Source organism: Ruicaihuangia caeni (assembly GCF_029952955.1).
GTDB lineage: Bacteria > Actinomycetota > Actinomycetes > Actinomycetales > Microbacteriaceae > Ruicaihuangia > Ruicaihuangia caeni.
Genome location: NZ_JASATX010000001.1, coordinates 154,050 through 178,764, shown reverse-complemented (window position 1 = coordinate 178,764; position 24,715 = coordinate 154,050). Strand labels below are relative to the sequence as shown.

Sequence of the window (24,715 nt, the reverse complement as noted above, 5' to 3'; positions counted from 1 at the left end):
GAGGGTCCGGGCTCAACCCCGAGCGATGATCGCGTCGGCTTCGGCACGGGCCCAGCGCTCCGCGGAGAGCACCCCTTCGAGGCTCGGGTCGCCGCTCTCGTGCCGCTCGACCACGGCGCGCACCGTGTCGATGATGTCGAGGTAGCCGATCGCGCCCGCGTGGAACGCGTGCACGGCCTGCTCGTTGGCGGCGTTGAACACGGCCGGGAAGGTTCCACCCGCCCGGCCCGCTTCCTTCGCCATCGTCACCGCAGGGAACGCCTCGTCGTCGAGCGGCTCGAAGGTCCACTGGCTCGCAGTGGTCCAATCGAGCGGGGCACCGACGCCGGGAACCCGATTGGGCCAATCGAGGCCGAGCGAGATCGGCAGCCGCATGTCGGGCGGCGAGCACTGCGCGATGGTGGATCCGTCGACGAACTCGACCATCGAGTGCACGATCGATTGCGGATGCACTGTGACGTCGATGCGGTCGAAGTCGATGTCGAACAGCAGGTGCGCCTCGATCACCTCGAGACCCTTGTTCACAAGGGTCGACGAGTTCGTGGTGACGACCACGCCCATGTCCCACGTCGGGTGGGCGAGCGCCTCCGCCGGTGTGACCGCCGCGAGCGATTCCCTTGAGCGGCCACGGAACGGTCCACCGGATGCTGTGAGCACAAGCCTGCGCACCTCGTCCGGTGCACCGGCGCGCAACGCCTGGGCGATCGCCGAGTGCTCGGAGTCGACCGGCACGATCTGGCCCGGTGCAGCGGCGGCCTTCACCAGGTCGCCGCCGACGATGAGGCTCTCCTTGTTCGCGAGGGCGAGCGTGGCGCCCGACTCCAGTGCGGCGAGCGTCGGTTCCAAGCCGACGGAACCCGTGATGCCGTTGAGCACCACGTCGGCGTCGACCCCGCGAACGAGCTGTGCAGCATCCGCCGCTCCGAGCGCCGTCTCGGCCACCCCGAATCGACGCGCCTGCTCGGCCAGCAGCTCGCCGTTCCGGCCCGCCGCCAGGCCGACGACCTGGAAGCGATCTCGGTTCGCCTCGATCACGTCGAGCGCCTGGGTGCCGATCGAGCCCGTCGACCCCAGGATGATCACGCGGCGCATGGCGCTTACGCTACTGCGCGTCTTCGATCTGGATGAGGAAGACGAGTGTCTGGCCGCTCAGCGCATGGCCCGCACCCTCGGGCCCGTAGGCATCTTTCGGCGGGATCGTCACGATCACCGTCGAGCCGACCTTCTGACCGATCATCGCCGCCGCGAAGCCGGGGATCACGCCGTCGGTCGAGAAGGTCGCTGGCTCGCCCCGGGTGTAGCTCTGATCGAAGATCTCGCCGGTGTTCCAGGATGTGCCCTGGTAGTGCACCGTCACGGTCGCGCCATCCTCCACGACATCGCCATTGCCCTCTTCGAGCACGGCGAGCTGAAGCTCAGGCGACGGCTCGGTCTGCGGCAGGGTGACGACCGGCGCCTCGCTCTCGAGGTCGACTGTGGGCACGTTCTCGGTCCAGGTCGCGGGCTCGAGCGGCTTGACACGAGAGACGATGTCGGCGACGAAGACGAGCGAATCCGTGCCCTTGACTTCGAGGTCGGCGAGGCCCTGAGCGCCCCACAGGTCGGCGGGCGGCAGCACTCCGACCACCCGGCTGCCCTCGGGCGCGCACTGCAAGGTTTTCACCAGGCCGGGCAGAATCTGCTGCTCATCGACCGCCATCGGCACCTCGGCGCCTTCGGTGAAGCCCGTGCCGGGAATCTCTTCGCCGGTGGTGGCGTTCCAGAGCCCAAAGTAGACGTTGACGTCGTCGCCCGAGGCGATGAGATCGCCATCGCCCTCGATCGCGACAGCGCGCTGCGTCTTCTCCACCGACAGCGGAGCCTCGAACTCGATGACCGGAGTCGTGCCGAACTCGCCCGTGACGCTCACCGCGTCGACGCCGCTGCCGCCGCTCGCGAGGCAGTCGGTCGAGCCTGCCGGCGAGGGAGCGGCGCTCTCATCGGGATTCGAGTCGGTGTCGGGGTTCGCCGCACAGCCTGCGAGGGCGGCGGTGAGGGCGACCGTGACGGTCAGGGCAGCGAATGCGCGCACGCGGAAAACCTTCGTGAGAGAGACAGGACGAATGCTCCATCTTCGCGCATCGTGGCTTCGGCTGTGCTGACAACCGGCTCAACGCGTGCCATGACACCGTCCCCTGTCACGGTGGTGGCAGCGGGCAGCCCTAGGCTGGGCGGCATGGAGTTCACGGTCGAACAGGAACGCAAGCTCGTCACCGACCTGCCGGGTCCGAAGTCGAAGGCGCTGCAGCAGCGGCGCGAGGCCAGCGTCTCGCGCGGTGCGGGCACGCTGGCGAACATCTACATGGAGCAGGGATCGGGCGCGATCCTGCGCGACGTCGACGGCAACCAGCTCATCGACCTCGGATGCGGCATCGGCGTCACGACGATCGGGCATGCGAATCCGGAGGTCGCCGCCGCAGTGGCCGAGCAGGCCGCGAGGCTCACCCACACGCTGTTCACGGTCACGCCGTACGAGAACTACGTGAAGGTCGCCGAGAAGCTCGCACAACTCACCCCCGGCGACTTCGAGAAGCATTCGATTCTCGTCAACTCGGGCGCAGAAGCGGTTGAGAACGCCGTGAAGATCGCGCGCAAGTACACGGGGCGACGCGTGATCGTCGCCCTCGACCACGCCTTCCACGGGCGCACGAACCTCACCATGGCGATGACGTATCGCCCCTGGCCCGAACGCGCCGGCATGGGACCGTTCCCGGGCGACATCTTCAGCGTGCCGATCAGCTATCCGTTCCGAGACGGCCTCTCTGGTGCGGAAGCGGCCGAACGGACCATCGACTACATCGAGACGCATATCGGCGCGAGCGAGGTCGCTGCGTTCTTCGCCGAACCGATCCAGGGCGATGGCGGCATCGTCATCCCGGCAGAGGGCTACTTCCAGCGCATCGCGAACTACTGCCGCCGGAACGGCATCCTGTTCGTGGCCGACGAGATCCAGGCGGGCATCGCCCGCACGGGCAAGTGGTTCTCCATCGAGCACCACGATGTGGTGCCCGACCTTGTCACCATCGCCAAGGGGCTCGGCGGCGGCATGCCGATCGCAGCGGTCACGGGCCGCGCCGAGGTCATGGACGCCGTGCAGCCGGGAGGCATCGGCGGCACCTTCGGCGGCAACCCGGTCTCTGCGGCGGCGGCGCTGAAAGTACTCGAGATCATCGAACGCGATGACCTGCTGGGCGAAGCGCAGCGTGTCGAGCGCACGCTGCGAGAGCGGATCGGCGGCTGGCCCCAGCGCTACAGCTTCGTGGGCGAGGTGCGCGGCCGAGGTGCGATGTTCGGCGTCGAACTGGTGCTGCCGGGAACCAAGAAGCCGAACCCCGAGGCGCTCAAGCACGTGATCTCGTACGCCACATCGCGGGGTGTCATCCCGCTCGACTCGGGCAGCTGGGACAGCGTCCTGCGTTTCCTGCCATCGGTCGTGATCAGCGATGCCCTCATCGATGACGCCATGAGCGTGATCGAAGAGGCGCTCGACGACTTCGAGGTGTCGGTCAACCAGTGCTGAGCGGATGCCGCTGAGCGGATGCCGCTGAGCTGATGCCGCTGAGCTGATGCCGCTGAGCTGATGCCGCTGAGCTGATGCCGCTGAGCTGATGCCGCGGGGCTGACAGCGCTGGGCTCACCGCGCTGAAGTCGCCGCCGCGGCATCCGGCCACGGCATCCGGCCAGGGCATCCCGCCAGCGCGTCCGTGGTCAGCCGGCGGTCACTCTGGTGGTCGGCTCGTGGTGCACGGGGAAGTTCACAGAACGTGCGATGAAGCAGAGGCGCTCCGCCTCATCGTGCAGCCGGTCCGCGAGCCCCGGATCGGCGGTCAGCGCTTCGCTCGGTGAGACTGTGACCTCGGGCCTCAGCGTGACCGAGGTGAACTGCCCGGCCGCTCCTTCCATTTCGATGACGCCGGTCGCGGCGTCGCGATAGCCGGTCACCACGATGCCGTGCTGCACCGCAGCGTAGAAGTAGCTCATCATGTGGCACTGCGAGAGCGCAGCGATGAGCAGCTCTTCCGGGTTCCACCGGGCCGCGTCGCCGCGGAACACCGGCGCCGCCGACCCGGCCAGTTCCGGCTTGCCCGGGGCGCGCACGATGTGCTCGCGCTCGAACGCCCGCGCACTGCTCGTGCCGCTCCCCCGGTTGCCGGTCCACTCGACCTCGACCGCGAATCGGTGCTCCTGCTCCATGTCGCCAGCGTAGGCCGCCGGTCGCGGCCTCCCGGGGATGTCGACCTCAGCGCAGCGCGAGCCGCTTGCGTCTGGCCGCGTTCGTCACCTGCACGACGATCACGATGACGATCGCGAGGAAGAACACGGCCGAGGCGATGACGTTGGCCTCGGCCGGGATGCCGCGCGCCGCCGCAGTGTAGATGTACTTCGGGAACGTCATCGTGGAACCGGCGTTGAAGTTCGTGATGATGAAGTCGTCGAAGCTGAGCGCGAACGAGAGCATCGCAGCGGCGATGATGCCGGGCAGGAGCAACGGGAAGGTGATGCGCCAGAACACCTGCCGCGGCGAGCCATACAGATCGCGGCCTGCCTCCTCGAGCGCCGGATCGAGCGACGCGACCCGAGCGCGCACGGTCACCACGACGAAGCTGATGCAGAACATCGTGTGCGCGATGATGATCGTGACGAGGCCCTTCTGCACACCCGCCGCGAGGAACTGGGCGGCGAGCCCCGCACCGAGCACGACCTCAGGGGTCGCCATGGGCAGGAAGAGCAGCAGCGTGGTCGCTGCGCGGAACCGGAACCGGTACCGCACGAGAGCGATCGCGATCATCGTGCCGAGCACGGTCGCGAGCAGCGTCGCGACGAGCGCCACGATGATGCTGTTGCCGAAGGCGATGCAGACGTCCTGCGCACGGCAGACCTGTAGCCAGTTGTCGAAGGTGAAGCCGCGCCAGATGATGTTCGTGCGCCTGGCGTCGTTGAAGCTGAACACGATCGTGTAGACGATCGGGATCATGATGAACGTCAACGCGATCACGCTGTAGACGGCGAGCGCGTACCTGCCGAAGCCCCTCATACGAGATCCTCCGTTCCGCTCTTCCGCACGTATGCCCCCACCAGGATCAGGATCGTCGCCATGAGGATGATCGACAGTGCCGCGGCAGCCGGGTAGTTCTGGAGGATCAGGAAGTTCGTCTCGACGACGTTGCCGATCATGGCCGTCTCCGTGCTTCCGAGGAAGTCGCGGCTGGCGTTGATGTAGTCGCCGGATGCCGGGATGAATGTCAGCAGCGTGCCGGACACCACACCAGGCATCGACAGCGGGAGCGTGACCGTGCGGAACGTCGTCCACGGCGAGGCGTACAGATCGCCGCCCGCCTCCACGTACCGCAGGTCGAGCCGCTCGAGCGAGGTGTAGATCGGCAGCGTCATGAACGGGATGAACATGTACGTGAGACCGAAGACCACCGCCGCGGGCGTGCCTGTGATGTGATCACCCGGGCCCATCAGTGAGAGCGCATTCAGCGCCCCGACGACCGGGCCCTCATCGGCGAAGATCTGCTTCCACGCCAGCGTGCGCAGCAGGAAGCTGATGAAGAACGGTGCGATCACGAGCACCAGGGCGAGCGCCTGCACAAGCGGGAACCTTCTGAGGTTGACGCCGATGAAGTACGCGAGCGGATACCCGATGATGAGCGCGAGCACTGTCGCGATCGCCGCATAGCCGAAGGACCGCAGGATGTGGGGCAAGTAGGTCTCGACGACCTTGACGTAGTTCTCCCAGCGAAACGCGTAGTCGAACTGGCCGATGTCTCCGAACTCGCGCGGCGCCATGAAGCTCGTGAGCAGCAACGAGATGAGCGGCACGAGGAAGAACAGCGCGAGATAGGCGATGCCCGGCAGCAGCAGGAACAGCGCGACGCGGCTTTTGCGCCGCGGGCCTTCCTGAACGGTTGCGACCCCGGGTGCCGCACCGCTGGAGAACGCTCCGAACGCCATGCTCAGGCTCCCTCGAGCTCCGTCTGGAGCTGGCGGCGTCGCTGCGCCGCGATCGACTGAGTGTCGTCGTCGGCGGCGAACTTCGGAAGCTGCTCCGGCTCGTCCTCGAGCCCGAATCCGTGCTCGACGTGCCAGCTCAGCCACACCTGCTCGCCCTCGTGCACGACAGGTCCGAAGCTGCGGTTCTGGGCGAAGACCGTGACCACCCCGAGCCCGGGCAGACTCACCTGGTACGAGGTGCTGACTCCGCTGAACGACACGTCGGTGACCCGTCCGGGACCGACGATGTTGATTCCGGATGCCGGCACCGGCTCGTTCGCGTGGAGCTCGATCTTCTCCGGGCGCACGCCGACTGCGACCTCGCCGCTGTGGCGCTGCGAGCGTGCGCGAGGAACCTCGACCCGGTAGCCGTGGACATCGACCACGATCGACTCGTCGCTCGACGAGACCACCTTGCCGCCGAACAGGTTCGACTGTCCCAGGAAGTTGGCGACGAACGCCGTGCGCGGGCGCTCGTAGAGCTCTTCCGGGGCGCCCATCTGCTCGATACGCCCCTTGTTCATGACCGCGACGGTGTCGGCCATGGTCATGGCCTCTTCCTGGTCGTGCGTGACGTGCAGGAAAGTGAGGCCCACCTGCGCCTGGATCTCCTTCAGCTCGAGCTGCATCTGCCGACGCAGCTTGAGGTCGAGCGCGCCGAGCGGCTCATCGAGCAGCAGGAGCGCCGGACGGTTGACGATCGCTCGCGCGAGGGCGACGCGCTGCTGCTGCCCGCCCGACAGCTGGGCGGGACGGCGCTGAGCGACGTTCTCCAGCTCGACGAGACGCAGCGCCTCGCGCGCCTTTCCCAGCGGATCCTCGATGCGCCGACGGCGCAGCCCGAAGGCGATGTTCTCGATCACCGTCATGTGCGGGAACAGCGCGTAGCTCTGGAACACCGTGTTCACGGGACGCTGGAACGGCTTGGCGTCGGTGACGTCCTTGCCGCCGATGAGAACCCGACCCGTGGTCGGCTCCTCGAGGCCCGCCACGATACGCAGCGTCGTCGTCTTGCCACAGCCGGACGGCCCGAGCAGCGCGAAGAACGATCCGGCCGGGATCGTCAGATCGAGCTCCTCGATCGCAGTGAAGCCAGGGAACCGCTTGGAGACCCCGCGCAGCTCGAGGTCGGCACCTGAGGTGCCGAATTCGTTCTTACTCATGTATCAGGCTCCGAGCAGGATGCTTTGGAACTCGGCGCCGAACTCCTGCTCCTCGCCGCTGTCGAGGGTGCGGAAGGTGTGCGCCTTCGCGAGCGTCTCGTCGCTGGGGAAGATCAATTGGTTCTCGGCGAGAGCAGGGTCGATCGCAACGGCCGCCTCGCGGGCGCCAACCACCGGGCTGATGTAGTTCACCCAGGCGGCGACTTCTGCCGCGATCTCGGGCTCGTAGTAGAAGTTGATGAGCTTCTCCGCGTTCGTCTTGCGGGGAGAGCCGATCGGTACGAGGAAGAGGTCGTTCCACAGCGTGCAGCCGGCATCCGGAATCGCGAACTCCCACTTCTCCTCGCCCGCCTCCGCGTTGAGAATCGTGATGTCGCCCGACCAGCAGATCGCGGCAAGCGTGTCTTCGTTCGCGAGATCCTCGCTGTACGAGTTGCCCTTCACATTGCGAATCTGCCCCGAGCTCACCTGCTCACGCAGTACGTCGAGGGCCTTGCCGAATTCTTCGGCACCCCAGTCTCCGCTGATGTCGACGCCCTGCTCCAGCATCAGCAGGCCCATGGTGTCGCGCATCTCGCTGAGCACGCCGACGCGACCCTTGAGCTCAGGGTTCCAGAGATCACTGACGCTGCGGAGGCCGTTCGGAACCTTCTCCTTGTTCCAGCAGATGCCGGCGAAACCGCCCTGCCAGGGCATGGTGCGCTTGCGACCCGGGTCGTAGTCGGGATCCGCGAGGGCCGGGTTCAGGTTCTTCATGTTGGGGATGTTGTCGTGGTTGAGTTCCTGGGTGTAGCCGAGACGGATCCACCGCGACACCATCCACTCCGTCAGCACGACCGTGTCGGCCTTGATGTCCTGCCCGAGCGCGAGCTGGTCCTTGACCTTGCCGTAGTAGATGTTGTTGTCGTCGACGTCGACGCTGTAGTTGACCTTGATGCCGGTCTCATCCTCGAACTGCTGCAGCGTGGGGTGATTGCCGCTCTCGTCTTCATCGAGGTACAGCGGCCAGTTCACCCAGTTCACGGTCTTGTCGGATGCCGACTTGTCTTCGGCGGGCTTCAGTTCCGTTCCCGTGCCTCCGGCGCAGGCTGTGAGCGACAAGGCCGCGGCGCCGCCGCCGACACCGGTGAGCAGTGCACGCCGCGACAGTTGCGCACGGCGCGCCTCGATCACGAGCCGGCGGATGAGCGGGTCTTCGGGAAGATTGCGGGCGGCCATCGGGGAACTCCTTCGATCCAAGGGCGTCCTGCGCCCCATCGTTGAGAGCGCTGGAACGATCGTTGCATATCAGCGGCACTGCAGTGATAACGAAACGAGCAAATCGCCGGTTTCTCGCTCAGATTCTTCGGATTCAGTCTCCGTTGCACCATCACTACGACGAAATCCATCGTGAAACGCGCTTGCAAAGCGCTACGCTGGGCTCGTCGGAGGCGCTCGATCGGCCGGGCGCATAGCCGACGTGTTCGCACGCCCGACGTCGCGGGCGCCCGATTGACAGGAGTAGCGATGAGGGTCGCGGTTCCAAGCGAGATCAAGAACAACGAGTACCGGGTGGCGATCACCCCATCGGGAGTGCACGACCTTGTCGCCTCAGGCCATGAGGTGTTCGTGCAGCAGGGTGCCGGCGAAGGAGCGTCGATCAGTGACGCCGACTACGCCGCGGCCGGAGCGACGCTGCTTCCGGATGCCGCGAGTACATGGCAGCGCGGCGAACTGGTGCTGAAGGTCAAGGAGCCGGTGGAGAGCGAGTACCGGTACTTCCGCGACGATCTCGTGCTCTTCGCCTACCTTCACCTCGCGGCGGAGCCCGCGCTGACGCGGGCGCTGCTCGAGTCGAAGATGACAGCAATCGCCTACGAGACGGTGCAACTGCCGAACAGGGCGCTGCCGCTGCTTGCGCCGATGAGCGAGGTCGCGGGGCGACTCGCTCCCCTCGTGGGCGCGCAGGCGATGTTCCGGCCTGCCGGCGGTCCCGGCAAGCTGCTCGGCGGGGTGCCTGGCACCTACCCGGCGAAGGTCGTCGTGCTGGGCGGCGGTGTGGCCGGCACGAACGCGGTGGCGGTCAGCGTTGGCCTCGGCGCCGACGTCACCGTGCTCGACACGAATCTGCAGCGCCTGCGCGAGATCGACGCCCACTACGCCGGACGCGTGCGCACCGTTGCGTCGAACTCGTTCGAGATCGATCGAGCCGTGATCGATGCGGATCTCGTCATCGGCTCCGTGCTGATCCCTGGCGCCCGAGCGCCGAAGCTGGTGACCGATGAGATGGTCTCCCGCATGCGACCCGGCAGCGTGCTGGTCGACATCGCGATCGACCAGGGCGGATGCTTCGAGGGCAGTCGCCCGACGACGCACGCAGACCCGACCTTCCGGGTGCACGAGTCGATCTTCTACTGCGTCTCGAACATGCCTGGAGCGGTTGCTCACACGTCGACCTATGCCCTGACCAACGCGACCATGCCATATGTGCGAGCGCTGGCGAACCTCGGCTGGAGGGACGCGCTGCGGGCGGACGCGGCGCTCGCGGCGGGCCTCAACACGCACGATGGCGGCATCGTGAGCGCGCCGGTCGCCAGCGCGGCCGGGCTCGAGCACTTGCCGCTGGACGAGGCGCTGGCCGCCTGAGGTCACGCGAGGCTGATGCGCTGCGGGCGCTGGCCCCGGCGCAGCAGCCAAGCGGCATCCGCGCGAGTGATCGGCGGGAGCGCGCGGCGCTCGCCCGTCAGCTGGCGCACCTGCGAAGCCGTGATCTCGTGCGCAATCACGTCGTAGTCACGCTGCAGGTTCTGCAGCACTCCCCAGGCGGCGAGCCATTCGTCGGGGTGCGCCACGAGTGCGCGCCGCACCCCTCCCTCTGAGACGGCGAGCTCGGCCTGCGAAGGGAGCGCGACGATGAACTGCCGATCACTGAGATCGCGGCCCTCGTCGGCTGCTCGTCGCAGCAGTTCAAGCGCCCGCTCGGGCGCGCCTGTCACGACGGCGTAGTCACGGTCGTCGCGGAGCTGGAACAACCGAGCGTCGAACCCGGCGGCGGCGGAATCTGACGAGCGCGGCCGCGCAGCGTCGTTGCTCACCGACTCTGGGTTCACCGACTCTGGGTTCACCGACTCTGAGTTCACCGAGCATGGCGAGTCTGCTCGTGAGTCGCCGCGGCCATCGCCCGAGAACGCGTGGCCCCCGTCGGGAATGGCCAGCTGGATGCGTGCGCCCCGCCACTCTCCCGCTCCGGGGCCGAGTACAGACGAGTACAACTGCGGGTCGCCGCCCAGCATCAGGTGGTCGTGCCGGTCGGTCAGCCTCAGCAGGAGGCGCGAGTCGAAGTGGTGCAGCAATTGCTGCACCACCGGTGCTGCCCGGCGAGCCGTCATGACGACCACCGCACGATCGGCCCGCATGATGCGGTTCAGGCGGGCCGTCAGCTCCGCCCGCTGTTCCTCGTCGAGCAGCCCGTGCACTGCGTCGATGTCGTCAAGGAGCAACATCCGCGACATCTCTCGGGGCCCCGGACTCGCGGCATCCGCAGCTTCCACGGCGTCCCAGACCGCTTCGACGCCGCGCGCCGGCATCGGCTGATGCGGCAGAGCCGATTGCAGCGATCGAAGCAGCGTCGACTTGCCGGAACCGCGGGCGCCGACGATCAGCAGAGGCCCATCCCTGTGCGGCGCATACACCGCCAACTCCCGACGCTGCTCGCGCGGGAGGTCGACCGCGCCGATCGCGAACGGGCTCGCGAAGGAACGCGTGCACGGCGCTGCTGTCGGGCTCGTGTCGGTCTTGCGCGAGACGCGCCCTGCCACGCGGGCGAGCTCGTTGTGCGTGATGAACGACGGCAGCGGGTCGAGCCAGGGCCGTCGGAGCGGTGCGCTGGGGGCCGGCGACCCTGCCACGATTCTGTCGACGTCGGAAGCAGTCGCCATGGCGAGCTGGACCGGCGACTCCCGCCCGGCGATCCAGGCGCGGCCAGGCGTGTCATCGGGGTCGTGCGCCGTTCCGTCGCCGATCACAGCGACACTGTCGGCACGATTGTTGACGCGCAAGCACACCCTGATCCCTGTATTCGAGAGCACATCGTCATCGACCACCCCTGTCGGTCGTTGTGTGCACAGCACCAGGTGCACTCCGAGTGACCGACCGCGGGAGGCGATGTCAGCGAGCAGCCGTCCGATGGGGGGATGCGCTCGCATGAGCGCCGCTGCTTCATCGATCATGACCACGAGCCTGGGAAGCCCGTGCCCGTCATCGTCGATGCTGCGGCACCGACGCTCCGAGAGGCGCTCTTCGCGGAACCGGAGTTCTGCCTCCAAACTGTGGAGCGCGCGCGCCGCGCCTGCGTGGTCGAGATCGGTCACGATCCCGACGCAGTGCGGCAGCGCGGCCAACCCGGCGAAAGTGGCGCCGCCTTTGAAGTCGACGAGCAGCACGACCACGTCATCAGGGGAACGGCCTCGCACCAAAGAGAGCACCCAGGTGATGAGCAACTCGCTCTTCCCCGTGCCGGTCATCCCCGCCACGAGCGCGTGGGGTCCGCGCACGAGGTCGAGCTCGACGGGACGACCGTGGCGGTCAGCGCCGATGACGGCGCTGAGCGATCCTGGTGCAGGATCCACCGATCCATGAGGCAGCGACGAGAAGGTGAGCCGCCCGGGCAACTCGGGGTCGGTGGCCGTCGTCGAGCCTGCGTCTGCCGCGTCAGCGGATGGAGACTTCATCCGCTGCAGTTCGCGAGCGATCGCGCGCGCGTGGGCCTCATCGACATGACGAACCGCGAGCGCTCGCCGCTCACCGGCGCGCATGCCGAGTGCTCCGCGAACCGCGGTCGCGCGCACCAGCACACCTTCGCCCGACTCACCCGGGAGTTCGATCGCCGCTGCGGCACTCGGCAGACCCGCACGCAGCCGATAGGCAGGGTCCCGCGCGAACCAGCCCAGTTCGTTGCCGTCCGCTCGTCGGATCACGCGCACCGCATCCGGGTCGCCGTCAGGATCAGTGTGTGGAAGGCTCGGAGCGTTCGGCGAGCGCTGGCACTCCTGAGCGAGGAGCGGCCCTGCCCACGCGCGATGCGTCTCGCCCGCCTCGATGATGGCGTCAGCATCGGAACGCGCGAACAATTGCAGCGCGAGTGAACGGATCACCGCCTTCGCCGCGATAGCCGGCCCGCGAACGATCACGCCGTTCGACGCATCGGCGAGCGCAGGAGCATCGGCCAGCAGTGCGGCACGGTCGGCGAGCGATTGCACAGCGGTGTCGAAGTCGTCGTGCGAGCCCGACGCTTCTGCCGACCCAGCAGCGTCGCTCGGCGTGTCGAGGCGGAGCCTGCTCGTCAGCGGTGCCGAGCCGAGCACGATGGGCTCGTCGGCACGAGATGGGAGGCCCGCAAGAGCCCCAGGTGATGTCAGCACCGCCTCCACCGCTCCGAATCCTGGCGAGGCCGCCCAGGCTTGGCGGCGTTCTCTCGCATGCGCTTGATCGATCTGCTGCCCGGCGCGCTCCAGGGCCTCTGCATGCTCGCGCCTGCTGCGCCTGAGCGCCTTGCGTCGCTGACGTCGCGCGTCGACCATGGTGCCGAGGGCGATGACGGGGCCCAGGACCGCGAAGACGAGCGCATAGGGCGAGCGGGTGACCGCCCACAGCACCGCCGCTCCGAGCACCGGCGCGATCAGCGCCATGAGCGGGAACGCCGGCGGTGGGGGCGGTGCGGGTCGCGCTGGCAGCGTGATGCGCGGTGGAGAATCCTGCATCGGGCGAGTCCAACAGGCGGGATGCCGCGAAGTAGCCGTCAACTGTCGGCCACTCGATTCGATGCCACCAGCCGGCGGATGTGGAGGGCACCGCTTGCCATCGGCGCGGGCGCTCTCACCGCCGGTGGACCTTGCGCCAGACGTCGAACGCGCGAGGTCGCGAGCGAGGCTTCCCGCCGGAGAAGGGGCGCCTAGCTGATCACGAAGAACTGGTCGCCGATGTCCACTCGGGTTCCGCGGGGCACCGCGTACCGTTTTCCGCCCTCGCATCGGCGAGGCTCGGCATCCGGCACGCGCACCACGGAGCCGTTGCCGGAGAACCGGTCGAGCACCCAGAACCCGCCATCCTCCTGCCCGAACTCGAGGTGGGTCTTCGATACTGAACGGGCGGGATCGCGGATGACCACCAGATGCTCAACGTGCTCTGCCGGCTCAGGCTGCGGGTTGCGTCCGATGAGACCCCGTCCTGTGACAGTGAACTGCTCTCCAGTGCTGAACTGCAGCACGAAGCTCGCCAGGCGCGAGGCCTTTCGCACGACACGGGTCGCGTCGTGCTCGACTGGATCGCCCGGCGGTGCGAATCCGTGCGGGCCCGCTGCAACAGGGCGCTCCAACGCGTCACCCGCGACGGGCATCGTGTCGCTCGATACACCAGCGCTCGGAAGGGTCGGACCGGGCTCAACGATCGTCGGCAGTGAGCCGGCCGTCGCGGCCGCACGGCCGCCGTCAGCGGCTCGAGCGGAGAGGTCTCCCTGCCCCGGTTGCCGCGCTCGACCGGCCGCCCCGGCATCCATCGACCACGCTTCCGTGACCGAGGAGGCGACGTGCCCGCACTGAGCGCAGAAGATGTCGTTGGGCCCCATCGCCTGGCCACAGGCGTCGCAGTGAAGCGCTGCGGCGGCCGCGGCCCGATTGCGAGCCGGAGCGGTGACGGTTGCGCCGCACTCACCGCAGAACATGGCCGTCGACGGCAACTCGGCGCCGCACCGCTCGCACACCATGCCCGCGGTCGTCATGACACTGCCTCCCCCGCTTCTTCGCGCCGCCCGCCAGTTCCGCGCGCAGGCGTGCGGCGCACGCGTTTGCCACTATAACGATCGACGCTGGAACGGCCCGGCGTCGGGGCGCCGGGTGTGGAGCGCTCGTCGGCTTCACGCGCGCGCTTGGATGAGCCCGGGCGAGCGCGGCGGAGGCTCGCCGGAGAGGCCAGCGCTCGCAACCGCTCTCTCCGATTCCGCGCCTCATTCAGTTCTGCACGCAGCACATCGACCGCATGCCAAACGCTCGCCGCATGGTCCTCCGCAGGCGCTTCTGGCGCGAATTCGGCGCGGTCGACCGCATACGCGAGCGCTGCGGCGGTGGCAGACCCGGCGGCCACCGCGACTTCGCTGCGGGTGGCGCTTGCGGGCAATGAGAACCCATGGTCGATGAGCGCGTCTTCGAACTCGCGCCATGCTCCGTCGATCTGAGCGGCGGGCGTTGGCGCTCGGCGCCGCGCGCGCCTGCGCCGCGCCTTCATGAGCGCGACAGCGGCGAGGGGCGCGAGCACGACCAGCGCGAGCACGAGCACGGCACCAACCGATCGCAGTACTCCGAGCAGCACGCCGAGCCAGGCATCGGCAGAGGGCTGATCGAACTGCTCGGCGGATGGCGTCTGCACCTCTGGAACGGGCGGGTCCTGCTCATCTGGGGGCGGAACGACGCTGCGCGGATGCGACGTTTCGGGCTGCGGCTGGGGCTCGCGCTCGGGCACTGGACGAGGGTCGGGATTCGGGTCGATGGCCACCCAACCGAATTCGGCGGTGTCCACCTCGATCCACGCGGTCGCGTCCTCGCCCGTCACAGCGATCACGCCGTCGCCTGGCGCGCTGATCGGTGCGAAGCCCACCACCACTCGGGCGGGGAACCCGATCTGGCGCGCCATGAGCGCCGCCGCGACCGCGTATTGCTCAGCGTCGCCGACCATGGGTCGCGCGGTGAAGAGTTCCCCGATGCGGTCGGCGGAATGACCGGAACGGCTCGGCGCTTCGCCTTCGAGACCATGGCTGACGTACCCCTGCCGACGCAGCTCGGCCATCGCCGCGAAGAGTCTTGCGCCAGGCCGCTCGATCGCCCCGACCGCCTCATCGAGCCAGGCAGTCAGCGCTGCGGGGGGCGTCGCGGAGTCGGGGAGGAACGCCGTGCCCGGCGTCACTGCAGCCAGTTCGGACCCACGAGGCTGCGCCTGGAGCACGCACTCCATGCGGTACGCCGTACCGCGTTGCAGCGTGCCGGTGACCGCCGCCGCGCGAGCCCCCTCGCCGTAGTAGAAGCGGTCGGCGAGAGCGCGCGGCTCGATCGCCTCGAACGACTCCAGCACCCCGACTGTCGGCAGCCAAGGTCCCGTGTACTCCCCGATCTCCACCTCCACCCGGAAGCGACTGCCCGCGCTCTCGCGCTCGACCCGGTAGGGAAACCGTTCGAATGCGTTTCCCGGATTCCTTGCCGTATCGGCGAGGCCGTACACGACGCCGTCCCAGCGATCGAGCGCGGTCAACCGCACTCGCGCGTCTTCTGGAAGCCCCCGCACCGTGAACAGCACCTCTCGACTGCGCTCAGGTTGAAGGTTCGTGCGATATCCGACGAGGGGGCTGACGAATCGGCTGTGGTCGAAGGGCTGCTCGACGATGGTGCGCGCCACGGTGCGATCGGATGCCGGGGGCGCGAGCACGACCAGGCCGAGCGCGGCGAGCGAAGCCACGGCGAACACCGCGCCTGCGCCGAGCAATGAGCCCCCGCCGGTTCCCGCGAGTGCCGCTGCGCTCCTCTCCGGTGCCGCCTTGGCCTCCACCCCGTCGCCCGGCGCCGCCTCCGCAGACGCTCCTCCTGCGGCCAGCACCGCGAGCGCGGCGCGACGCCGTTCCCGTCGGCACCACATGAACCAGAGCAGGCAGACGGCGAGCAATCCGAGCACGACGATTGCCGGCATCCACGCCGACTCGGGGCCGAAGGCGATGCCGAGACCCGCGAGCGCGATCGAGGGAAGCATCGCGAGCTCAGGCCTCCGGCTGCGGAGCGCGATGGTGGCTGCCAGCAGTGCGGCGCAGAGCGTCGACACCATGGCGGGCACGAGCAGCGCCTGGTACTCGCCGACAGGCAGCGAGATCGTCAGCAGGCGTTTCCAGCCGAGCGGAACTGCGGCGAGCAGTTCCACGATGCCTCGCGCGGAAGGGAGCAGTCCTGCTGTCGCGCGGTCAGGTACGGCGAGCGGCACGCCGATGATGAGGAAGACGAGGGATGCCGTGATCGTCAGCGCGGCCGTGCCGAGCTTCCAGCGGTACCCCGCGTACGCGACGGCGAGCGCCGCCGGGATCGTCGCCGCCGCCATGACGACGAACGCCGGGGCCCGGTAGATCGGCCACCAACTGCACAGTGCTATCCCGGTCGCGGCCGTCACTGCGACGAGTGCGACCAGGGCGTTCCGTTTCTGGCCGGCGGATCGCGGGGGTCGGGTGCTCGACCTCATGGCAGGCGTGCGGTTCGGGCCGAGGCCAGTGACCTCGACAGGGCCGACTTCAGGTCATCGAGGTGCCCGATGGTGAGAACTGTCATTCCGTTTGCGCTCCGGATGCCCGGCACGGCCTCCGGCTCGCACACGACGACGATGACCTGCACGCCGAGGGGAAAGCGCGCCGCAGCACCGCGGAGCGCTCGAAGCGTGGGTGTGGAGCCCACAACGAGGAACACCACCGAGGTATCGGTGGCGCGATCACCGATGGCTCTGGCCAGGTCGGCGATGGGGAGCGCCGTCAGGGCAGCCCCCACGGCGGCGAACTCGTCGAGCAGGCGCACGGGTGTGGTGCTCGGCAACGTGCGCACCTCGGCCACCCGGCGCTTGGCGTACTCCGGCGTGAGAGCGCTCACCATCACTGAGAGGTCACGGCCGTCGCGCACCGCTCTCACTCCGAGGCTCGCTGCTGTGCTGACGCCGAGTTCGAACTCCGCTTCGTCGGCGAAGTCGGCCTGTGCGAGGCTGAGCGCCACGATGATCCGGCTGCGCCGGGTCTGCTCGAATTCGCGGACCATGAAGGTTCCGGTGCGCGCGCTCGCCTTCCAGTGGATGTTGCGGCGCTCGTCGCCGGCCACGTACTCGCGCAGAGCGTGGAACGAGATGTCGCTCGAAGAGAGATCCCGCGTCGGGTTCCCCTCGAGGTCGCGGATGAGGCCTGAGCTGGTCGCCGGCACCGCGATGGTTCGGGGGTGCACACGGAGAAGCTGCGGTGCTCCCCACTCCAGCTCGCGGCGCACCAGTCCAAAAGGGTCAGCACGAATCGTTCGCGCCGGACCGATTTCGTATGCACCGCGATCGCGGATCCCGATCGTGAACTCCTGGTGCTGCCGGACCCCCGGCCCGACGGGCGGGATGATCACCTCGCTGAGGCCCTCTCCCACTGGGATCTCGACGATGACCGAGCCGTGCCGGCGAGCGGTGCTGGTAGCGGTGATCGTGCCCTTGGCGACCTCGCCGGCCACGATGCGGTCACGCGCAAGCCGCAGTTCCAGACGCAGCGGCGCGCGGCCGATGAGGTAGGCGGTGGCCGTAGCAAGGAGCACCAGGCCGGCCGCGCCGAGCAGTACGAGTTCGACGATGCCCAGGAGATACCCTCCGGCGAGCGCGAACGGTGTGATGGCCGCGAATGACCAGCCGAGCGGTGTCACACCCGCTCGCAATCGGTGGATGACCGCGTCAGCTGCTGCTCGCAATGATTGGAGGAATCGCGCGCTGGCCACGACCGCATCTGCGATCGGCCCTGTGCGGGAGCCGACGATCCGCTCCCGCCGATTGCCGATCGCCGCGGTGGCGGTCGCGTAGTCCCCCGGATCAACATCGGCAGCGGCAGCGGAGGTGCCCCATTCGCTGCGGGTGGCCGAGCGGTGCGGCGTCACCCCGATTGCCGTTCACTCGGGGGCGGTGTCTCGAGCACGACCTGCGCGATGACGCTCGAGGCACTTACCCCGTCGAACTCCGCCTCGGCGTCGAGCACGAGTCGGTGCGCGAGAACCGGATCGGCGAGCTGCTTGATGTCGTCAGGCACCACGTAATGGCGGCCGTTCGCGGCCGCGAGCGCGCGTGCGCATCGCACCAGGGCGAGCCCACCCCGCACACTGACCCCGAGGCGCACTTCCTCGGCGCCGCGAGTGGCATCGATCAGGCGAGAGACGTAGTCATTGATCGAGACATCGACATGCACTCCTCTTGCGAGCCCCGCCATCTCAGCGACGACCTCGGCGGTGACGATCTCCGGCACCTCAGTGTCGTGCGCCCGGATGGCGGCATCGCCCAGGATGCGCATCGTCGAGGCGTGGTCGGGGTAGCCAATGGTGGTCTTCATGATGAACCGGTCGAGCTGCGCTTCGGGGAGGCGGTAGGTACCCGCCTGCTCGATGGGGTTCTGGGTGGCGATGACCATGAAGGGCCGAGGCACGGGGTGCGACTCGCCGTCGACGGTGACCCGTGACTCCTCCATCACTTCAAGCAGCGCGGCCTGTGTCTTGGGGCTCGCGCGGTTGATCTCGTCCGCGAGCACGATGTTGGCGAAGACCGGCCCGCGATGGAACTCGAACTCGCGGGCGCGCTGGTCATAGATGCTCACACCGGTGATGTCGCCGGGAAGGAGATCGGGGGTGAATTGGATCCGCGAGTTGGTCCCGCGCACCGACTGAGCCATTGCTCGAGCGAGCGAGGTCTTCCCCGTGCCGGGGTAATCCTCGATGAGCAGGTGTCCCTCGCTGATGAGCGCGACGAAGGCCAGGCGGATCACATGCGACTTGCCGAGCAGCACCCGTTCGACGTTCGTGACGAGCCTGCCGAAGGTGTCGGCGAACCATGCGGCCTGCTCAGCTGTCGTCGTCACTCGGTCTCCTTGTCGTGGTGATCACTGGCATGCGAACGCGCCTCCGAAGGCGGGGTCGGTGTACCGCTCGCCGCCGAGCGACACCGTAGCCCGAACCCTCACCTGCGTTGCACCGACCGGGACTCGGTCGCGCTCGTCGAAGGCGAACGCACCGAACACGCCCTGCGCGTCGGCGTAGCTGAAGCGATAGGTCACCTGCCCGGAATTGGCATTTGCCGGCGGGGCTGCGACCGGAAGTTCGCCCGGCGTGCACGTCGTCATGCTCGCCACGCGAGTGTTCACCGGTGTCACGCTCATGGGACTCGACGCGGCACCACAGAATTGCGAGCCGGAGTCGCGGCATCCGCGGATCTCAACGCGCTGAGCGACTCCGTACACGGAAGCATCCGCAGCCGAGGTGAGCCAATCGCCGACCGCCACCGGGCGCCACGCTCCCCCACCGAGTCGGGCCTCGTATCGCACGGCGGTTCCGCTCGCCACGCCGAGCGCGTCGACACGCACGTCGAACTGGCCGGTGTCGCCATGGGCCTGCACGCTGACCGAGCCACGGCCCTCTCCCGGCGGCCGCTTGGACTCGACCGGCGGGCTGGCCGACACGGTGCAGTAGAGCCCGTTGTCCGAGTACACGACATAGCGGTAGCCCGCGCCATCGGAGGTGTCCGAGTCCACCCAGCCGGAACTGACCGCGGCGCCTGAGATCTGGCCCGGCTTCGCAGAACCCGGGCTGCACGCCGCCGGCAGGGCCGCACCGGCATCGAAGCGGGCGACGGAGTACGTCACGGATGCCGCGCCGTTCGGACGGCTGGGACCCCATTGCACAACGATCCGGCCCGAGCCGTCGGGCAACGATGCGGCGCTCGGCGCCGGCTCGGTCGGGGACGGCGGGCCGACCGGTCGCACCACAGCGGAACCCCGGCGCCACTCCTCGGCCCCCGCATGCGCACCGTTGCGCGCATGCACGGTCACGGTGTAGTCGACGCCCGGTCGCAGCACCATATTCGTTGCCGTCGTACCACGCGGTGCCTCGCGCCGCACGACATGGCCATCTGCCCCAGTGGCGATGATCACATAGTCGATCACTGCGGAGCCCGGCGAGGGGTCGGGGACGGCGGCCCACGACACGTCGACAGCGCCTCCGGAGGGCGCTGCAGCGGTCGCCGTCGCGGTGACTCTCGCGGGGGCGGCGGGCAGATAGTCCGAGCCGAGCGGCGCACTGGCGGCACTCGGCTGGGAGGCTCCGATGCCGTTCACCGCTACCACGACGAACTCGTACCGTGCCCCCGGCACCAGGTCGGTGAGGGTGCAGCGCAGCGTCGCACCGCAATCGTGTCGGTATCCGCCATTGCTGTTGCTCGACACCTCGTATCGCACGATGGGCGAGTTGTTCGCCGGAGGCGCGGTCAACTGCAGGGTGAGCGATCCGTCCTGATGCGCACCTGCGGCACGCACCGGCGGCGTCATCGAACCCGGAACGTCCTGCACGGAGATCGTGACGGTGCCCCATACTGCCCGTTCTGGGTCGCGGGTCGCGTCTTCGACTCGATACTGGAGGGTCGCGTCGATCGGTTCGCCCTGGGCCGACGCCGAGACGGCGAGCACGCTGCCGCCCCCGCCGGGCGCGACCGTGATTCCGGCCGGGAGCGAGGCGCCGTCGATCCCGCGGATGGCGGTCACGGTGAGCGGAGAGCCCGGGAACGGGTTGCCCGCCAAGTCGTTGGCGAGCACGTCGACCGACGTCGAGCCGCCGCGTTTGACGGTCGCGGTGTCGGGAGCGGGCTTCGCAAGTGGCCGACTCGACGCGACGACTCGCATTCGTATGCGCCCCGAAGTGCCGTCCGCGGCGGCGTCCGCAACGCCGATCGACACCGCCGCAGCGGTTCCCTTGGGAGTCGACTCGTGTGCGCGGACGGTCAGCGTGCGCTCCGACAGCGATACGTCGAACCCGCTCGGTCGGGGGTCGAGGATCGAGAACCGGAGCTCGCCGAGGTCGTGGGGGTACGGGTACGTGGTGAGGCGCAGGAGGTCGAATGTGCGTTCCTGGCCCGGCTCGAAGTCGACGAGGGCGCCTCTGAACTGCGGAGGCTGGTTCTCTTGCGGCATCACCGTGATCGGCACGACGAGCGTCGCAACACGGCCTTCGGGATCGTCTGCGCGCCTGCCGTCGGTGACCTCGACCGTGATCGACGCCGGGCCGAAGTACAGGGGCGCCGACACGAAGCGGAGCGTCTCGGAATCGACGACCGGATTCGATCCGTCGGAGTGCGTGGCAACCACTCTGGCGGTGTCGGTGATCCGCACGCTGCCGCCGACGGAGATGACTCGGTCGTTCAGCGGCACGATGAGCTCGTCTCCGCTCACGACGGTGAGTGGAGGCGCCGTGCGGTCGAGCTGCGGCAGGGCATCGGCGAGACCGGGCACCTTGATGAAGGCGTAGCTGACGATCGAGGTGTCGGCTGGGTGGGCGACGGCGAACGGGATCACTTGGCGTCGCTGAGCGACGGCCACTCGCACGGTGCCGTCATCCGTGATCTCTGCGTTCGCCGAGAACCCTGGAACGAGCGAGAGCCGCAATTGCGAGACGGGGCCGTCGGCGAAGAACACATTGGCGAGCACATCCACGTCGACCTCGTCACGGTCGAGGATGTCGGCGAGCTCGAGCGCGGTGTCGCGCACGACCGGCCGGGCGAGCGGCGCTTCTGGATCGACGACCACCGTGATGTAGTTGGAGCTTCGCCCGCCGAAACGATTCTCGATGGTGTACACGACGCCGTAGCGACCGGCGCGGTCCGGAGGCGTCACCCGCACCGCGTCGCCCTCGACGATCTCCGCTTGGACCGTGGCCTCGCCGGGTTCCGCAGCCACGACGACGAGTTCGGTGCCTGCTGGGTCGATGTCGTTCTCGAGCACGGGCACGAGCACGCTTCGACCCGGGCGCACGGCGACGTGATCCTCCACCGCGACGGGCGCGGGCAGAGCACCCGTGCGGGGCACGATTCCCACCCTCACGAGCCCGGTAGCTCGTGCACCAAGCCCATCAGCCACTGTGTACCGGAACTCATCCGTGCCGGCGGAGTAGTCTCCAGCCCGGTAGGTGAACGACGAGTCGCCCACTGCCGTCACGGCGCCGCGCTCCGGGCTCGTCTCCTGCCCGAGCAGCTGCACCGGGTCGCCGTCGGGGTCGATCCCCTCCAAGGGGATGGCGATCTCGATCTCGTCGCCGGCGAAGGCGCGCGCGGTGACCGTACGAGGCGAGGGCGCTCGGTTCGACGTGTCGACGACCTCTCGCACATTGAGCGTCAATTGCGCCTGGGCCGCGCCTCCTCCGGGTCCTGTGATCTCATATACCGCGGTATAGACGCCGGGCACTGCGGGCGCGAGATACCGCAGCACAGAGCCGGAGACGAACAGCAGGCCGCCGCCGGTCCCGACTTCCTGCACGAGCTGAGGCGAGAGCGTGATCGAGTCGCCGTCGGGGTGATAGTCGTTGGCGAGCACCGGAATGTCGATGGCCGCTCCAACGCGGACATCCGCAACATCGTCGACAGCAACCGGCACTTGCGGCCTCTGCGGCGGTGGGATCTCGATGATCGTGACCGTGCCCTCGGCTGAGGCGACCCCGTTCGACACGGTGTAGCCGAGTTGCGCGGTGCCGCCGGTCAGCGGAGCCGTGAGCGTCACACGCACCGCCCGCTGTTCCACGATCTCGGCTCGGATGCCGGCGCTTGCCGGCGTCTCCTCGATCGCCGTGAGCAGCAGCACGCCACCCGCCGGGTCGACGTCGGTGAGCGTGACATCGATCGCCTGACTGGAGAGGGTGCGCACGAACAGCGTCTTCGGCACCGTGATCGGTTTCGCACCGGCATCCGGCCTGGGCTGCACTTCGATCCGCACCACTCCCGAGGCGGTGCCGTTGGCGTCGGCGACAACGTATTCGACGAGGTGGGTGCGCACCTGCTCGCTTCGGAAGCTGAACGTGCCCTTGTCGAAATCGGGCGAGATCACTGATCCGGGACGGGCTGGCACGGCGTTCAGTCGCACTGTGCCGCTGCCGCCGCGCACATGAGAGAGAGGGGCGACGGTGACCGGATCTCCTGCGGTTGCGATCACGGCGAACGACTCGGCGTTCAGCGGCGTCGATGAAGAGGGATGAACCTCGACGGTCAGTGCGCCGGCCGCCTCCGCGAGCCCGTCCGATACGACCAGCGCGGCCGTTCGCACAGCGCCCACGCCACCGCGCTCGCTGAAGATGACCGACCCTGAGGGCCGATGGGTCACTGTGTCGGGGGCCGCCGTGGACGCCGACACCAGATACACCGGGTCGCCATCAGGATCGACCCAGTCGCCCAGCACATTGACCGTCGCCGCGCCCCCGGTCTCGACGACGGCGGTGCTGCTGCGGACCTGAATCGGGGGCGAGTTCTCACCGGGAGCCCGAACTGTGACGGTGACCGTCGCCGACGCGGTGCCGCCTCGTCCGTCGCTGATCGTGTAGGAGAAGGAGAACACGCCCTGCGCGTCCGGCACGAGCATGAGCTGCACACGCTGGCGCTCCGCGACCAGTTCGAGCCGGCCGAGCGTCTCGTCGATCTGGGCGACGGAGTCGATCACCAGCGCATCGCCGTTGGCGTCGTAATCGTTGAGCAGCACCGGTAACGCCGTCGTGCGCCCCGGGCGGACGCCGAACTCGTCATCGACAGCGACCGGTGCCCGCTGGGTGCGCTCGAGCTCCGGCGGGGACTGCGCGTCATCGGGCTGAGGCGACTCCGATTCCTCGCGCTCGTGAACCAGCCCGTCCCAATTGTCGACGAGTTCTCCTCGGGCCTGCGCCGCCCAGCTGGCGCCGCCCTCCGTATCGTTCAGCACGACATGGTCGCCGTTCACCGCGAACTCGAGCGCGGCTCGACCGGACATGCCTTCGAGCGGCAGGATCTCGTTCGCCCCACCACCGCAGTCGCGCCACAACGCGCCGCCGCTCCACGCCGCGAACGAGCAGGATTCGACGACGACCGGCCTGGCTGGAGCCCCGACCACCGCGATCTCCTCCTGGCGCGGCGAACCGCCCCCGAGCGGCACACTGATGATGGCGTCGCCGGTGGCGATGAGGGCGTGGTCGCCTGACGCCGACGACGACTGCAGCTGAGCGATGGATGCCGGCGCCAGCACGTCTTGCAGATCGATGCGCCCTCCGGGCACGAACAGGACGCGTTCGCCGCGATCCAGCACCGCCCAGCCGTCGCCGATCACCGCGAGCTGATAGTCGCCCTGCCCCTCGAGCGGGAGGTCGATGCGTTCCTCGAGAGCGCCGGACGAGCCGTCGATGACGTTCAGCCGACCGCCTTCCGGCGTGAGCACGATGACCGCTCCCCCATCGGATGCGGCGAGCATAGACCCCGCTCCGAGGCTGAGGGACGGCGGATCCGTCGAATCGAAGCCGCCGGCATCCTGCACTGGGTGGAGCCACAGCTCTCCCGTGTCGCTTGCGAGCACGGCGAGCGTCTCTCCCGCGATGGCGAGCTCAGGCGCCTGTGGAGGGAGTGCGACGCTCTCCGCCGGCTCCGCAGTCGCCGGGTCGATCACGTCGAGCCTCGCATTGGCGCTGTCGGCCACGAGCAGCGCTGACGGCGTCTGGAGGATGCGAGTGGCCGGCGCGTCGAGCTCGACTGCGGTGTCCAGTGCCGGGAGCTGCGTGTTCAGTCGGCCGATGACCTGCTGCTCACTGTTCGAGACCCAGACCGAAGCGTGGTCGAGGTCGAGTTGCTGCGCCGAGTATCCGTCCGAGAGCACCGCCGCGCCCGTGATCGCCCCAGCGATCAGCGAGGCGCTCAGGATCGTCGCGATCCCGCGCCGCCTCGCCGTGAACCAGGACTTGTCGATCATGCGGCGG

Annotated in this window: 16 protein-coding genes; 2 read left to right on the top strand and 14 right to left on the bottom strand. The window is 68.5% G+C overall.

Annotation, left to right across the window (positions count from 1 at the left end):
• Nucleotides 1-12 precede the first annotated feature (12 nt).
• Both dxr and QF206_RS00785 read right to left on the bottom strand, forming a co-directional pair.
• Complete coding sequence (dxr, locus tag QF206_RS00790; RefSeq protein ID WP_281487297.1) at nt 13-1,092, bottom strand: 1-deoxy-D-xylulose-5-phosphate reductoisomerase; 1,080 nt, start codon at nt 1,090-1,092, stop codon at nt 13-15.
• Nucleotides 1,093-1,102: 10 nt separating this feature from the next.
• Complete coding sequence (locus QF206_RS00785) at nt 1,103-2,071, bottom strand: FKBP-type peptidyl-prolyl cis-trans isomerase (protein ID WP_281487296.1); 969 nt, start codon at nt 2,069-2,071, stop codon at nt 1,103-1,105.
• Between the two features lie 144 nt (nt 2,072-2,215).
• Here QF206_RS00785 and gabT point away from each other — a divergent pair, with 144 nt between their 5' ends.
• Nucleotides 2,216-3,559 carry a 4-aminobutyrate--2-oxoglutarate transaminase gene (gabT, locus tag QF206_RS00780; protein ID WP_281487295.1) on the top strand — a complete coding sequence of 448 codons (1,344 nt, stop codon included), beginning with the start codon at nt 2,216-2,218 and terminating at the stop codon, nt 3,557-3,559.
• On the opposite strand, the gene QF206_RS00775 is transcribed toward gabT, so the two are convergent.
• From QF206_RS00775 to QF206_RS00750, 6 genes are read right to left on the bottom strand one after another with little or no spacing between them, the layout of a single operon-like run.
• Nucleotides 3,546-3,728 (bottom strand): hypothetical protein, encoded by a 183-nt coding sequence (locus tag QF206_RS00775; protein ID WP_281487294.1) that lies wholly within the window; start codon nt 3,726-3,728, stop codon nt 3,546-3,548. The genes gabT and QF206_RS00775 overlap by 14 nt on opposite strands.
• Nucleotides 3,729-3,747: 19 nt before the next feature.
• Entirely contained in the window at nt 3,748-4,233 is a 486-nt protein-coding gene (locus QF206_RS00770; RefSeq protein WP_281487293.1) for an OsmC family protein, read from the bottom strand.
• Between the two features lie 46 nt (nt 4,234-4,279).
• Nucleotides 4,280-5,074 (bottom strand): ABC transporter permease, encoded by a 795-nt coding sequence (locus QF206_RS00765; RefSeq protein WP_281487292.1) that lies wholly within the window; start codon nt 5,072-5,074, stop codon nt 4,280-4,282.
• Nucleotides 5,071-5,997 carry an ABC transporter permease gene (locus QF206_RS00760; protein ID WP_281487291.1) on the bottom strand — a complete coding sequence of 309 codons (927 nt, stop codon included), beginning with the start codon at nt 5,995-5,997 and terminating at the stop codon, nt 5,071-5,073. Before QF206_RS00760 ends, QF206_RS00765 begins: the two co-directional genes overlap by 4 nt.
• 2 nt (nt 5,998-5,999) lie before the next feature.
• Nucleotides 6,000-7,199 (bottom strand): ABC transporter ATP-binding protein, encoded by a 1,200-nt coding sequence (locus QF206_RS00755; RefSeq protein WP_281487290.1) that lies wholly within the window; start codon nt 7,197-7,199, stop codon nt 6,000-6,002.
• 3 nt (nt 7,200-7,202) lie between these two features.
• Nucleotides 7,203-8,417 (bottom strand): ABC transporter substrate-binding protein, encoded by a 1,215-nt coding sequence (locus tag QF206_RS00750; protein WP_281487289.1) that lies wholly within the window; start codon nt 8,415-8,417, stop codon nt 7,203-7,205.
• 288 nt (nt 8,418-8,705) lie between these two features.
• Here QF206_RS00750 and ald point away from each other — a divergent pair, with 288 nt between their 5' ends.
• Nucleotides 8,706-9,824, top strand: a complete 1,119-nt coding sequence (gene ald / locus QF206_RS00745; RefSeq protein ID WP_281487288.1) for an alanine dehydrogenase — start codon at nt 8,706-8,708, stop codon at nt 9,822-9,824.
• Nucleotides 9,825-9,826: 2 nt separating this feature from the next.
• Here the strand turns inward: ald and QF206_RS00740 are convergent, their stop codons facing one another.
• From QF206_RS00740 to QF206_RS00715, 6 genes are all read right to left on the bottom strand, one after another.
• Complete coding sequence (locus QF206_RS00740) at nt 9,827-12,937, bottom strand: FtsK/SpoIIIE domain-containing protein (RefSeq protein WP_281487287.1); 3,111 nt, start codon at nt 12,935-12,937, stop codon at nt 9,827-9,829.
• Between the two features lie 191 nt (nt 12,938-13,128).
• Nucleotides 13,129-13,953, bottom strand: coding sequence for a zinc-ribbon domain-containing protein (locus QF206_RS00735; protein WP_281487286.1), 825 nt, complete (start codon nt 13,951-13,953; stop codon nt 13,129-13,131).
• A complete protein-coding gene (locus QF206_RS00730; RefSeq protein ID WP_281487285.1) occupies nt 13,950-16,373 on the bottom strand; it encodes a transglutaminase-like domain-containing protein in 2,424 nt (807 codons plus the stop codon). Before QF206_RS00730 ends, QF206_RS00735 begins: the two co-directional genes overlap by 4 nt.
• 65 nt (nt 16,374-16,438) lie before the next feature.
• Complete coding sequence (locus QF206_RS00725; RefSeq protein ID WP_281487284.1) at nt 16,439-17,863, bottom strand: DUF58 domain-containing protein; 1,425 nt, start codon at nt 17,861-17,863, stop codon at nt 16,439-16,441.
• The gene (locus QF206_RS00720) at nt 17,860-18,831 is read right to left on the bottom strand and encodes an AAA family ATPase (RefSeq protein WP_281487283.1); all 972 of its coding nucleotides are present in this window, start codon (nt 18,829-18,831) and stop codon (nt 17,860-17,862) included. Before QF206_RS00720 ends, QF206_RS00725 begins: the two co-directional genes overlap by 4 nt.
• A 21-nt stretch (nt 18,832-18,852) precedes the next feature.
• On the bottom strand, nt 18,853-24,708 hold the full coding sequence (locus QF206_RS00715; protein WP_281487282.1) for an Ig-like domain-containing protein: 5,856 nt from the start codon (nt 24,706-24,708) through the stop codon (nt 18,853-18,855).
• Nucleotides 24,709-24,715 lie beyond the last annotated feature (7 nt).

Bases quoted from the DNA above. Each gene is read 5' to 3' on its own strand.
- dxr (WP_281487297.1), bottom strand. From the start codon at position 1,092: ATGCGCCGCGTGATCATCCTGGGGTCGACGGGCTCGATCGGCACCCAG.
- gabT (WP_281487295.1), top strand. From the start codon at position 2,216: ATGGAGTTCACGGTCGAACAGGAACGCAAGCTCGTCACCGACCTGCCG.
- QF206_RS00775 (WP_281487294.1), bottom strand. From the start codon at position 3,728: ATGCCCTGGCCGGATGCCGTGGCCGGATGCCGCGGCGGCGACTTCAGC.
- QF206_RS00770 (WP_281487293.1), bottom strand. From the start codon at position 4,233: ATGGAGCAGGAGCACCGATTCGCGGTCGAGGTCGAGTGGACCGGCAAC.
- QF206_RS00765 (WP_281487292.1), bottom strand. From the start codon at position 5,074: ATGAGGGGCTTCGGCAGGTACGCGCTCGCCGTCTACAGCGTGATCGCG.
- QF206_RS00760 (WP_281487291.1), bottom strand. From the start codon at position 5,997: ATGGCGTTCGGAGCGTTCTCCAGCGGTGCGGCACCCGGGGTCGCAACC.
- QF206_RS00755 (WP_281487290.1), bottom strand. From the start codon at position 7,199: ATGAGTAAGAACGAATTCGGCACCTCAGGTGCCGACCTCGAGCTGCGC.
- QF206_RS00750 (WP_281487289.1), bottom strand. From the start codon at position 8,417: ATGGCCGCCCGCAATCTTCCCGAAGACCCGCTCATCCGCCGGCTCGTG.
- ald (WP_281487288.1), top strand. From the start codon at position 8,706: ATGAGGGTCGCGGTTCCAAGCGAGATCAAGAACAACGAGTACCGGGTG.
- QF206_RS00740 (WP_281487287.1), bottom strand. From the start codon at position 12,937: ATGCAGGATTCTCCACCGCGCATCACGCTGCCAGCGCGACCCGCACCG.
- QF206_RS00735 (WP_281487286.1), bottom strand. From the start codon at position 13,953: ATGACGACCGCGGGCATGGTGTGCGAGCGGTGCGGCGCCGAGTTGCCG.
- QF206_RS00715 (WP_281487282.1), bottom strand. From the start codon at position 24,708: ATGATCGACAAGTCCTGGTTCACGGCGAGGCGGCGCGGGATCGCGACG.